Annotated in this window: 10 protein-coding genes; 8 read left to right on the top strand and 2 right to left on the bottom strand. The window is 54.3% G+C overall.

Translation table 11 applies throughout. The annotated features are described in order from the left end of the window. Positions 1-92 precede the first annotated feature (92 nt). The 8 genes from cheR (at position 93) to ACLJZ5_RS03340 (ending at position 8,250) form a co-directional block, all read left to right on the top strand. Positions 93-959, top strand: coding sequence for a protein-glutamate O-methyltransferase CheR (gene cheR, locus ACLJZ5_RS03375; RefSeq protein WP_000204363.1), 867 nt, complete (start codon positions 93-95; stop codon positions 957-959). Continuing rightward, positions 956-2,005: a protein-glutamate methylesterase/protein glutamine deamidase gene (gene cheB, locus ACLJZ5_RS03370; protein WP_000036389.1), complete on the top strand. Its 1,050-nt coding sequence runs from the start codon at positions 956-958 to the stop codon at positions 2,003-2,005. The genes cheR and cheB overlap by 4 nt, the downstream gene beginning before the upstream one ends. A 16-nt stretch (positions 2,006-2,021) precedes the next feature. Next, positions 2,022-2,411, top strand: a complete 390-nt coding sequence (gene cheY / locus ACLJZ5_RS03365) for a chemotaxis response regulator CheY (protein ID WP_000763861.1) — start codon at positions 2,022-2,024, stop codon at positions 2,409-2,411. 10 nt (positions 2,412-2,421) lie between these two features. Beyond that, the gene (gene cheZ / locus ACLJZ5_RS03360) at positions 2,422-3,066 is read left to right on the top strand and encodes a protein phosphatase CheZ (RefSeq protein WP_000983586.1); all 645 of its coding nucleotides are present in this window, start codon (positions 2,422-2,424) and stop codon (positions 3,064-3,066) included. Positions 3,067-3,259: 193 nt separating this feature from the next. Then, the gene (gene flhB, locus ACLJZ5_RS03355) at positions 3,260-4,411 is read left to right on the top strand and encodes a flagellar biosynthesis protein FlhB (RefSeq protein WP_000797081.1); all 1,152 of its coding nucleotides are present in this window, start codon (positions 3,260-3,262) and stop codon (positions 4,409-4,411) included. After that, positions 4,404-6,482: a flagellar biosynthesis protein FlhA gene (gene flhA, locus ACLJZ5_RS03350; protein ID WP_000002392.1), complete on the top strand. Its 2,079-nt coding sequence runs from the start codon at positions 4,404-4,406 to the stop codon at positions 6,480-6,482. Before flhB ends, flhA begins: the two co-directional genes overlap by 8 nt. After that, on the top strand, positions 6,482-6,874 hold the full coding sequence (gene flhe / locus ACLJZ5_RS03345; protein WP_001233619.1) for a flagellar protein FlhE: 393 nt from the start codon (positions 6,482-6,484) through the stop codon (positions 6,872-6,874). The genes flhA and flhe overlap by 1 nt, the downstream gene beginning before the upstream one ends. Positions 6,875-7,110: 236 nt before the next feature. Further along, complete coding sequence (locus ACLJZ5_RS03340) at positions 7,111-8,250, top strand: glycoside hydrolase family 105 protein (protein ID WP_024798340.1); 1,140 nt, start codon at positions 7,111-7,113, stop codon at positions 8,248-8,250. Between the two features lie 53 nt (positions 8,251-8,303). On the opposite strand, the gene mrdA is transcribed toward ACLJZ5_RS03340, so the two are convergent. Together mrdA and argS are read right to left on the bottom strand one after the other, a co-directional pair. Beyond that, the gene (gene mrdA / locus ACLJZ5_RS03335) at positions 8,304-10,175 is read right to left on the bottom strand and encodes a penicillin-binding protein 2 (protein ID WP_024798341.1); all 1,872 of its coding nucleotides are present in this window, start codon (positions 10,173-10,175) and stop codon (positions 8,304-8,306) included. A 188-nt stretch (positions 10,176-10,363) separates the two neighbouring features. After that, positions 10,364-12,097, bottom strand: a complete 1,734-nt coding sequence (argS, locus tag ACLJZ5_RS03330; RefSeq protein WP_001025363.1) for an arginine--tRNA ligase — start codon at positions 12,095-12,097, stop codon at positions 10,364-10,366. Positions 12,098-12,190 lie beyond the last annotated feature (93 nt).

Here is a 12,190-nt window from a genome sequence, read left to right as displayed (position 1 = left end):
GCATAGATAAAAGCAAAAAATGTGTAATACGGGAAGCATGGCGCTGCCGCAGGGCGCGCCCGTTGTACTTTGAATGTGATTAAGAAGGCGCTATGACATCATCTCTGCCCTCCGGGCAAACGTCAGTATTGTTACAGATGACACAGCGCCTCGCGCTGTCCGACGCGCATTTTCGTCGGATATGTCAATTAATCTACCAGCGTGCAGGGATCGTGCTGGCCGACCATAAGCGGGATATGGTTTATAACCGCCTGGTCCGTCGGCTGCGTGCCCTGGGACTGGATGATTTTGGCCGTTATCTCAGTATGCTGGAGGCTAATCAAAACAGCGCTGAGTGGCAGGCTTTTATCAACGCTCTGACTACCAACCTGACCGCTTTTTTTCGCGAGGCGCACCATTTTCCCATCCTTGCGGAACATGCGCGTCGCCGCCACGGCGAGTACCGCGTCTGGAGTGCGGCGGCATCGACAGGAGAAGAACCTTACAGTATCGCCATTACGCTGGCGGATGCGTTGGGGATGGCCCCCGGTCGCTGGAAAGTATTCGCCAGCGATATTGATACTGAAGTGCTGGAAAAAGCGAGAAGCGGTATTTATCGCCTCAGCGAACTGAAAACGTTATCGCCGCAGCAGCTACAACGTTACTTCATGCGCGGTACGGGGCCGCATGAAGGACTGGTGCGCGTGCGTCAGGAACTGGCCAGTTATGTTGAATTTTCCTCCGTTAATTTGTTGGAAAAGCAGTACAACGTACCCGGTCCCTTTGACGCGATTTTTTGCCGTAACGTCATGATCTATTTTGATAAAACGACTCAGGAGGACATTCTGCGCCGTTTTGTTCCACTCCTTAAACCTGACGGACTGTTGTTTGCCGGTCACTCAGAAAACTTTAGCAACCTCGTGCGCGAGTTTAGCCTGCGCGGACAGACGGTGTATGCGCTAAGTAAGGATAAAGCATGAGTAAAATCAGGGTATTGTCAGTTGATGATTCCGCGCTAATGCGCCAAATCATGACTGAAATTATTAATAGCCATAGCGATATGGAGATGGTGGCGACTGCGCCGGACCCGTTGGTCGCCAGGGATCTCATCAAAAAATTTAATCCGGACGTATTGACCCTGGACGTTGAGATGCCGCGTATGGACGGCCTCGATTTTCTGGAAAAACTGATGCGCCTGCGACCGATGCCGGTGGTGATGGTCTCTTCGCTGACCGGGAAAGGTTCCGAAGTGACGCTACGGGCGCTGGAGTTGGGGGCCATCGATTTTGTCACTAAACCGCAGCTTGGCATTCGTGAAGGTATGCTGGCGTATAGCGAGATGATCGCCGAAAAAGTGCGTACCGCCGCGCGGGCCCGCATCGCCGCACATAAACCGATGGCGGCCCCGGCAACCTTAAAAGCCGGTCCGCTGCTCAGTTCGGAAAAACTGATTGCTATCGGCGCTTCAACGGGCGGTACTGAAGCTATCCGACATGTGCTGCAACCGCTGCCGCTTTCCAGTCCGGCAGTGATTATTACGCAGCATATGCCGCCTGGCTTTACCCGCTCGTTTGCCGAGCGCCTGAATAAACTCTGTCAAATCAGCGTGAAGGAGGCCGAGGACGGCGAACGCGTATTGCCAGGTCATGCCTACATTGCGCCCGGCGACAAGCATATGGAGCTGGCGCGTAGCGGGGCGAATTATCAAATCAAAATTCATGATGGCCCGCCGGTAAACCGGCATCGGCCTTCCGTGGATGTGCTGTTTCATTCGGTGGCGAAACACGCGGGGCGCAACGCCGTAGGCGTCATTCTTACGGGGATGGGCAACGATGGCGCCGCTGGAATGTTAGCGATGTACCAGGCTGGCGCCTGGACCATTGCGCAAAACGAAGCAAGTTGTGTGGTGTTCGGCATGCCGCGCGAGGCCATCAATATGGGTGGCGTAAGCGAAGTGGTCGATCTTAGCCAGGTAAGCCAGCAGATGCTGGCGAAAATCAGTGCCGGACAGGCGATACGTATTTGAACCAGGAGTAGTTTTTATGGCGGATAAAGAGCTTAAATTTTTGGTTGTGGATGACTTTTCGACCATGCGTCGTATCGTGCGCAACCTCTTAAAAGAGCTTGGATTTAACAATGTGGAAGAGGCCGAAGACGGCGTCGATGCGCTGAACAAGCTCCAGGCGGGCGGCTTTGGTTTTATTATCTCCGACTGGAACATGCCGAACATGGATGGCCTGGAGCTGCTGAAAACCATTCGCGCCGATAGCGCCATGTCGGCGTTACCCGTGTTGATGGTCACGGCGGAAGCCAAGAAAGAGAATATTATCGCCGCCGCACAGGCTGGCGCCAGCGGTTATGTCGTAAAACCGTTCACCGCAGCGACTCTGGAAGAGAAGCTCAACAAAATCTTTGAGAAACTGGGCATGTGAGGATGCGATGATGATGCAACCATCTATCAAGCCTGCTGATGAAGGCTCAGCAGGAGACATCATTGCGCGCATCGGTAGTCTGACCCGAATGCTGCGCGACAGCCTGCGTGAACTGGGGCTGGACCAGGCGATTGCCGAAGCGGCGGAGGCGATCCCTGATGCGCGCGACCGTCTGGATTACGTCGTCCAGATGACGGCGCAGGCGGCGGAGCGCGCGCTAAACAGTGTCGAAGCCTCGCAGCCGCATCAGGATGCGATGGAAAAAGAGGCGAAAGCGCTAACCCAACGTTGGGACGAGTGGTTTGACAATCCGATCGAGCTTTCCGACGCCCGTGAACTGGTGACGGATACGCGCCAGTTTCTCAGGGATGTCCCGGGTCATACCAGCTTTACTAACGCGCAACTGCTGGACATCATGATGGCGCAGGATTTCCAGGATCTGACGGGGCAGGTGATCAAACGCATGATGGACGTGATTCAGGAGATTGAACGCCAGTTGTTAATGGTGCTGCTGGAAAACATCCCGGAACAGAGCGCGCGACCAAAACGCGAGAACGAAAGCTTACTCAACGGCCCGCAGGTGGATACTTCGAAAGCTGGCGTCGTCGCCAGTCAGGATCAGGTGGACGACCTGCTGGACAGTCTTGGATTTTAAGCTTTTTTGACCTGATGGCGCTGCGCTTATCGGGTCCGAATCCGTCAACCAGGCCGGATACGAGACTTTCTTATCGTATCCGGCTATCTCTATTAACGCCATAAACCCCGCCTTTTTTACCGCTTACTCTGCCCATTGGCGTAAAGCGGTTCTGGCATCATTCTCGCTTATCAATCTATCCAGGGTTTGCTGCGTGGCAGAAGAGAGCGACGACGACAAAACAGAAGCCCCCACACCCCACCGACTTGAAAAAGCGCGGGAAGAAGGGCAGATCCCCCGTTCCAGAGAACTGACCTCACTGCTGATATTGCTGGTGGGCGTTTGTATTATTTGGTTCGGCGGCGAGTCGTTAGCGCGGCAACTGGCGGGAATGCTCTCAGCAGGCCTGCACTTTGATCACCGTATGGTGAACGATCCTAACCTGATCCTGGGGCAGATAATTTTGCTGATTAAAGCGGCGATGATGGCACTGCTACCGCTCATCGCGGGCGTGGTGCTGGTGGCGCTTATCTCGCCGGTTATGCTTGGCGGCCTGATTTTTAGCGGTAAGTCGCTACAGCCAAAATTTTCTAAATTAAACCCGCTGCCGGGAATTAAGCGCATGTTTTCGGCGCAGACCGGCGCGGAACTGCTAAAAGCGGTGTTGAAATCCACGCTGGTCGGCTGCGTTACCGGCTTTTATCTCTGGCATCACTGGCCACAAATGATGCGCCTGATGGCGGAGTCGCCGATCGTCGCAATGGGGAATGCGCTGGATCTGGTTGGACTCTGCGCGTTACTGGTGGTACTGGGCGTGATTCCAATGGTGGGATTTGACGTGTTTTTCCAGATCTTTAGCCACCTGAAAAAATTACGCATGTCGCGGCAGGACATTCGTGACGAATTTAAAGAGAGCGAAGGCGATCCGCATGTTAAGGGCAAAATTCGCCAGATGCAACGCGCCGCCGCGCAGCGCCGCATGATGGAAGATGTGCCGAAAGCGGACGTCATTGTCACTAACCCGACGCACTATTCCGTGGCGCTGCAGTATGACGAAAACAAAATGAGCGCGCCGAAAGTGGTCGCGAAGGGGGCTGGATTAATAGCGCTGCGCATTCGCGAGATCGGCGCTGAACATCGGGTTCCCACTTTAGAAGCGCCGCCGCTGGCGCGGGCATTATATCGCCACGCCGAAATCGGTCAGCAAATTCCCGGGCAGTTATATGCTGCCGTTGCGGAAGTGTTGGCCTGGGTCTGGCAGCTTAAACGCTGGCGGCTTGCGGGCGGGCAACGTCCTCCACAACCTGAGAACCTTCCGGTGCCAGAAGCGCTGGATTTTATGAACGAGAAGAATACTGATGGCTAATCTGGTCGCGATGCTGCGCCTGCCCAGCAACCTGAAATCGACGCAATGGCAAATTCTTGCCGGGCCGATCCTCATTCTGCTGATTTTGTCGATGATGGTGCTGCCGCTGCCTGCTTTTATCCTCGACTTATTGTTTACCTTTAATATTGCGCTATCGATCATGGTGCTGCTGGTGGCGATGTTTACCCAGCGCACTCTGGATTTTGCCGCGTTTCCAACCATTCTGCTGTTTACCACGCTACTGCGTCTGGCGCTTAACGTTGCCTCAACGCGCATTATTTTGATGGAAGGGCATACCGGCGCGGCGGCGGCGGGAAAGGTGGTGGAGGCGTTCGGTCATTTCCTGGTCGGCGGTAACTTCGCGATCGGGATTGTGGTTTTTATCATCCTCGTCATTATCAACTTCATGGTCATCACCAAAGGCGCCGGACGTATTGCCGAAGTCGGCGCGCGCTTTGTGCTGGACGGTATGCCCGGTAAGCAAATGGCGATTGACGCCGATCTTAATGCCGGTCTGATTGGTGAAGACGAGGCCAAAAAACGGCGTTCGGAAGTCACTCAGGAAGCCGACTTCTACGGCTCGATGGACGGGGCAAGTAAATTTGTGCGCGGCGACGCCATCGCCGGTATTCTCATCATGGTCATTAACGTGGTCGGCGGGCTGCTGGTCGGCGTATTGCAGCACGGAATGAGCATGGGCAGTGCGGCGGAAAGCTACACCCTGCTGACCATTGGCGACGGCCTGGTCGCCCAGATCCCGGCGCTGGTTATCTCCACGGCGGCGGGCGTCATTGTGACCCGCGTCAGTACCGATCAGGATGTAGGCGAGCAGATGGTTGGCCAACTGTTCAGTAATCCAAGGGTGATGCTGCTGGCGGCGGCGGTGCTGGGGCTGCTTGGCATGGTGCCTGGAATGCCTAACCTGGTATTTTTACTCTTTACCGCCGCTTTGCTCGGCCTGGCATGGTGGCTGCGCGGGCGTGAAGAAAAAGCGCCGGAGGAGCCGCAGCCGGTAAAAATGCCGGAAAATAACTCGGTGGTCGAAGCCACCTGGAATGACGTACAGCTTGAGGATTCACTGGGAATGGAAGTGGGCTACCGCCTGATCCCGATGGTGGATTTTCAACAGGATGGTGAATTGCTCGGACGTATTCGCAGCATTCGTAAAAAATTCGCGCAGGATATGGGGTTCCTGCCGCCGGTGGTCCATATTCGCGACAATATGGATTTACAGCCTGCGCGCTACCGTATTTTGATGAAAGGGGTAGAGATCGGCAGCGGGGACGCCTATCCGGGACGCTGGCTGGCTATTAACCCCGGCACGGCGGCGGGAACGCTACCGGGCGAGAAAACCGTCGATCCAGCTTTTGGCCTTGATGCCATCTGGATTGAAAGCGCCCTGAAAGAGCAGGCGCAAATTCAGGGCTTTACCGTTGTTGAAGCCAGTACCGTTGTGGCGACGCACCTTAACCACTTGATTGGCCAATTCTCCGCCGAACTGTTTGGCCGCCAGGAAGCGCAGCAACTGTTGGATCGTGTCTCTCAGGAGATGCCTAAACTCACGGAGGATCTGGTCCCCGGCGTCGTGACCCTCACGACTTTACACAAAGTCCTGCAAAACTTATTGGCGGAAAAAGTCCCGATTCGCGATATGCGCACCATTCTGGAAACGCTGGCGGAACATGCGCCGTTACAAAGCGATCCGCATGAATTAACCGCCGTGGTACGCGTGGCATTAGGACGAGCGATTACGCAACAGTGGTTCCCCGGTAATGAAGAAGTGCAGGTGATTGGCCTGGATACCGCGCTGGAGCGTTTGCTGCTTCAGGCATTGCAGGGCGGCGGTGGACTTGAGCCTGGGTTGGCGGATCGCCTGCTGGCGCAGACGCAAGAGGCGCTTTCTCGCCAGGAAATGCTTGGCGCGCCGCCGGTATTGCTGGTTAACCATGCGCTACGTCCATTATTGTCCCGCTTTTTGCGGCGCAGTTTACCGCAGCTGGTGGTGTTGTCGAACCTTGAGCTTTCCGATAACCGTCATATCCGCATGACGGCGACCATTGGAGGAAAATAATGCGTAAATGGCTGGCGTTGTTGCTCTTTCCCCTGACGGTTCAGGCCGCAGGCGAAGGCGCGTGGCAGGATAGCGGTATGGGCGTAACCTTAAATTACCGGGGCGTTTCCGCATCGTCTTCGCCATTGTCGGCGCGTCAGCCGGTTTCCGGTGTGATGACGCTGGTCGCCTGGCGTTATGAACTGAATGGCCCGACCCCCGCGGGCTTACGGGTACGTTTATGTTCCCAGTCCCGTTGCGTAGAACTTGATGGTCAGAGTGGCACGACCCACGGTTTTGCCCATGTTCCCGCAGTCGAGCCGCTCCGCTTTGTCTGGGAAGTCCCCGGCGGCGGCCGGCTTATCCCGGCGTTAAAAGTGCGGAGCAACCAGGTGATTGTGAACTACCGCTAACCGCCCCTTTCTTTGCCAGGTAGCAGACCTGACTCTCTTTTTGAATAAATAGAAACGCCGTTTTATAAAATGGTGAGATAGGTTGCCGGACTCTTTGCGTTTTTGCCATTTACGCTCTGGCAATGGCAGAAACAAAAAGGTTTCCGCCCAGATTAGCTTTTACTGTAGCGAATCGACTGCGTCGGCGGTAAAACTGCACGCAGCACTGAATTCGACATTACACAGAGGTTAAGCAAATGATGGTTTATCCAGTCAAACACAGTCCGCTATTGCGTCAGCCTGAGCATTTTATCACCAGAGATGAACTAAAAGCCCTGGTGCAAAAGGTGACGCATAACCTGGTCAATATTAAAGATGAGACAGGCGAATTTTTATTGCGACTGGACGACGGACGCGTGATCGATACTAAAGGCTGGGCCGGATGGGAGTGGACGCACGGCGTGGGCCTGTACGGAATGTATCACTATTACCAACAGACCGGTGACCAGACGATGCGTAAGATCATTGATGACTGGTTTGCCGATCGCTTTGCGGAAGGCGCGACGACGAAAAACGTTAATACGATGGCGCCGTTTTTAACGTTGGCGTATCGCTATGAAGAGACGCGTAATCCAGCGTATTTACCGTGGCTGGAAACGTGGGCCGAATGGGCGATGAATGAAATGCCCCGTACCGATCACGGCGGAATGCAGCACATCACGCTGGCGGAGGAAAATCATCAGCAGATGTGGGACGACACGCTAATGATGACGGTGCTGCCGCTGGCGAAAATCGGTAAACTGTTGAACCGGCCGGAATATGTGGAAGAGGCAACCTATCAGTTCCTGCTGCACGTGCAGAATTTGATGGATAAAGAGACGGGGCTGTGGTTCCACGGCTGGAGCTATGACGGTCATCATAACTTCGCTAACGCTCGCTGGGCGCGCGGCAACAGCTGGCTGACCATTGTGATCCCGGATTTTCTTGAACTGCTGGACTTGCCGGAAAATAATGCCGTGCGCCGTTATCTGGTCCAGGTACTGAATGCGCAGATCGCCGCGCTGGCGAAATGTCAGGATGAAAGTGGTTTGTGGCATACGCTGCTTGACGATCCGCACTCTTATCTTGAGGCGTCGGCGACGGCGGGTTTTGCCTACGGTATTCTTAAAGCGGTGCGCAAACGCTATGTCGAACGGCACTATGCGCAGGTGGCGGAAAAAGCTATTCGGGGGATAGTGAAACATATCTCGCCGGAAGGCGAACTGCTGCAAACATCATTTGGCACTGGCATGGGCCACGATCTCGATTTTTACCGTCATATTCCGTTGACCTCTATGCCTTACGGGCAGGCGATGGCTATGCTGTGTTTGACGGAATATCTGCGTAACTATTTCTGATGTATGCGGATATTCCGGTCGTATCCTTGTCTGATGGCGCTTTGCTTATTTGACTATGGCGCCTGACCCGACTGTGTGGTATCAGCCTGTGGATCAAACAGGTGGTCAAGGATTTTTCGCATGATGGGCGCGGCGGTAACGCCGTCGCTTCCGCCGTTTTCCAGAATCAAGGCAATAGCGACCTTAGGGTTTTTATACGGTGCAAAAGCGGTATAAAACACATGATCGCGCAGGCGAATGGGGATCATTTTCGCGTTGTAGGTCTGATTTTCTTTCAGGCTAAACACCTGCGACGTGCCGCTTTTGGCCGCAATGCCGTAGGGCGCTGTGTGAAAGAACTTATAGCCCGTTCCGTTGGGTGCATTCGCCATGCCATACATCGCCTGACGCACCAGTCCCCAGTATGGCGACGCCGGATCGGCTATCTGTGCCGGTGTTCCTGAAGGGCGATACGGAACCACCGTTTTGCCGCTCTCTTCATTGAGTAACAGGTGAGGGGCAATCACCTTACCGTTGTTGATGAGCGCCACCATCGCTTTAACCATCTGGATGGGGGTGGCAATCCAGTAACCCTGGCCGATGCCGACAGAAATGGTATCGCCCTGATACCAGGCTTTTTTATGGACCCGCTGTTTCCATGCGCGGCTGGGAAGCAGCCCGTCATACTCTTCATTAAGGTCGATACCCGTCGGTTTGCCATAGCCGAACTGAGACAACATCGTGTCGATACGGTCAATACCCATCATATAAGCGACCTGATAGAAAAAGGTATCCGCAGATTCCTCAATCGCTTTAGTGACATCCAGCATACCGTGTCCGGTTTTTTTCCAGTCCCGGTAATGCCGCTGCGTGCCGGGAAGCGTCCAGGTTGGCGCGCCAAAGAAGGTGGTTTGCGGCGTAATAATCCCGCATAACAGCGCGGACATCGCCATATAGGGTTTAACCGTTGACGCCGGGGGATAAAGCCCTTGCGTCACGCGGTTGATCAGCGGCAGATTTTTATCGTGCAGCAGTTTGCCGTAATCCTGATAGCTAATGCCTTTTACAAAGGGGTTCGGGTCGTAGCTGGGCATAGATACCATCGCCAGCACTGAACCATCGTGCGGATCTTCAACCAGTACGGCAGCACGCTGCCCGGCCAGCAAACTTTCAATGTACTCTTGTAAATGGAGATCCAGCGTCAGGTGAATGTTCTTACCCGCGATGGGAGGAACGTCTTTCAGCAGGCGGACAATACGCCCGTGATTATCCACCTCGACCTCCTGATAACCGGTTTTGCCATGAAGATCGTTTTCGTAGTAACGCTCAATCCCCTGTTTACCGATGTTATGGTCCGCCGCGTAATTCTCTGCCAGCCCTTTTTTATCCAGCGCTTTAAGGTCGTTATCGTTTATCTTTGACACGTAACCGAGAACATGCGCCAGCTCCGCGCCGTAAGGATACTGCCGATCCTGATAGCTATTGATCGTGACGCCGTTGAAATGAAACTGATTGACCGCAAAGCGTGCGATTTCAACATCCGTTAGCGCGTTTTTGAGCACTACCGGACGATAGCGGCTACTGGATTTTAGCGCGCGGCGAAAGTCGGCGATATCGTCGGAGGAGAGATCAACAATAGGGGTGAGCTGTTTTAGCAGCGCATCCATATCGGCAATTTTATAGGGCGTAACCGCGATATCATACCAGGTTACGTTACGCACCAGCGGAATGCCGTTGCGATCGTAAATGATGCCGCGCGTGGGCGCGACGGGTAGCATCTTGATATCGTTCTCATTCGAACGGGTGGTGTAGTAGTGGTGCTGGCGGATTTGCAAGTTATAGAGGTTGAAGATCAGGATACCAAAGCAGACAACCACTACACCAAACGCCACAATCACACGTCTCAGGAAGAGTTTCTCTTCCGCATCAAAGTCTTTAAAAGTCATTACCTGTACCTGAACAATCCGCCGCCTAATGATACGGGGCGGTCAGCGCCAGCACAGGTAAAAGATGTTCCATCTCTCTATAGAAATGTGTCATTCCTTGTGATTTGTTACAGATATACCGCTGTGGCAATAAAAAGGCCTGAGTCCGTTACCCGGAGTCAGGCCTGATGATGTTAACGACGGCGCGTTTACATGCGTTCTACGGTTTCGATACCCAACGTATCCAGACCCAGTTTCAGCGTCTTCGCCGTCAGTTGCGCCAGTTTTAGGCGGCTATTGCGAACCGCGTCATTCTCGGCGCTGAGAATAGGGCAGTGCTCGTAGAAGCCGGAGAACAGCCCGGCGACGTCATACAGATATGCGCACATGACGTGCGGCGTACCTTCACGCGCGACCACCGTCAGGGTTTCTTCAAACTGCAGCAGACGGGCAGCGAGCTGCGCTTCGCGATCTTCGCTAATGATAACCGGCGCGCTCGCCAGCGCCTGCTCGTCGATGTCCGCTTTACGGAAAACAGACAGCACACGCGTATAGGCATACTGCATATAAGGAGCGGTATTGCCTTCGAAAGCCAACATATTATCCCAGTCGAAGATATAGTCAGTGGTGCGGTTTTTTGACAGATCGGCGTATTTCACCGCGCCAATACCGACGGCGTTAGCCAGTTTTTCCAGCTCGTCAGCCGGCATATCCGGGTTCTTCTCCGCCACCAGACGACGCGCGCGCTCCAGCGCCTCATCCAACAGATCCGCCAGTTTCACCGTACCGCCCGCGCGAGTTTTAAACGGTTTACCGTCTTTACCCAACATCATGCCGAACATGTGATGTTCCAGCGGAACGGAATCCGGCACATAACCGGCTTTACGCACAATGGTCCAGGCCTGCATCAGGTGCTGGTGCTGACGGGAGTCAATGTAGTAGAGCACGCGGTCGGCGTGCAGCGTTTCGTAACGGTATTTGGCACAGGCGATATCGGTAGTGGTATACAAATAACCGCCATCTTTCTTCTGAATAATGACGCCCATCGGGTCGCCTTCCTTGTTTTTAAACTCATCAAGGAAAACCACCGTTGCGCCTTCGCTTTCAACCGCCAGTCCTTTGGCTTTCAGATCGGCGACGATGCCCGGCAGCATCGGATTATACAGACTTTCGCCCATCACATCGTCACGCGTCAGAGTGACGTTCAGACGATCATAGGTGATCTGGTTTTGCGTCATCGTGATATCAACCAGCTTACGCCACATCTCACGGAAATAGGCATCACCGCTCTGCAATTTGACGACGTAGTTACGCGCGCGCTCGGCAAACGCTTCATCTTCGTCATAATGCTTTTTCGCATCGCGGTAGAATCCTTCGAGATCCGCCAGCGCCATGTCGCCCGCGTTTTCCTGCTGCTGTTTTTCCAGCCAGGCGATAAGCATACCGAACTGGGTGCCCCAGTCGCCGACGTGGTTAGCGCGAATAACATGATGGCCCAGAAACTCCAGCGTGCGTACTGCCGCATCGCCGATAATCGTGGAGCGTAGATGACCAACGTGCATCTCTTTCGCGACGTTGGGCGCGGAGTAGTCGACGACAATTGTCTGACGAGTCGGCTGAGAAACGCCCAGACGTTCGGAGGCCAGCGCCTGTTGCACCTGTTCAGCGAGAAAAGCCGGTTCGAGGAAAATATTGATAAAGCCAGGGCCGGCGATTTCAACCTTGCTGGCGATGCCGCTGAGATCCAGATGAGTCAGCACCTGCTCTGCAAGTTGTCGGGGGGCCATACCCAGTTTTTTCGCAACTGCCATCATGCCGTTGGCCTGATAGTCGCCGAACTGAACTTTGGCTGACTGACGAACCTGGGGCTCGCAATCTGCAGGCGCGCCTGCAGCAATCATGGCCTGACTAACTTTTTCTGAGAGAAGAGCCTGAATATTCACCGGAATACCTTACGTTTATGAAGCGGACTGTATTGCCCGCGCCAGTTTAAGAATTAGGGCGGGAGTATACTGCAAATGCCCGTTGGCGTCAGC

Source organism: Salmonella sp. 5800 (genome assembly GCF_046558195.1).
GTDB classification, from domain to species: Bacteria; Pseudomonadota; Gammaproteobacteria; order Enterobacterales; family Enterobacteriaceae; genus Salmonella; species Salmonella enterica.
The sequence above is the reverse complement of the archived record's forward strand: the minus strand, read 5'-3'. Positions and strand labels throughout refer to the sequence as shown.

Excerpts from the sequence above, each read along its gene's own strand:
- cheR (WP_000204363.1), top strand. The coding sequence starts at position 93 with ATGACATCATCTCTGCCCTCCGGGCAAACGTCAGTATTGTTACAGATG.
- cheB (WP_000036389.1), top strand. The coding sequence starts at position 956 with ATGAGTAAAATCAGGGTATTGTCAGTTGATGATTCCGCGCTAATGCGC.
- ACLJZ5_RS03340 (WP_024798340.1), top strand. The coding sequence starts at position 7,111 with ATGATGGTTTATCCAGTCAAACACAGTCCGCTATTGCGTCAGCCTGAG.
- mrdA (WP_024798341.1), bottom strand. The coding sequence starts at position 10,175 with ATGACTTTTAAAGACTTTGATGCGGAAGAGAAACTCTTCCTGAGACGT.
- flhA (WP_000002392.1), top strand. The coding sequence starts at position 4,404 with ATGGCTAATCTGGTCGCGATGCTGCGCCTGCCCAGCAACCTGAAATCG.
- flhe (WP_001233619.1), top strand. The coding sequence starts at position 6,482 with ATGCGTAAATGGCTGGCGTTGTTGCTCTTTCCCCTGACGGTTCAGGCC.
- cheZ (WP_000983586.1), top strand. The coding sequence starts at position 2,422 with ATGATGCAACCATCTATCAAGCCTGCTGATGAAGGCTCAGCAGGAGAC.
- cheY (WP_000763861.1), top strand. The coding sequence starts at position 2,022 with ATGGCGGATAAAGAGCTTAAATTTTTGGTTGTGGATGACTTTTCGACC.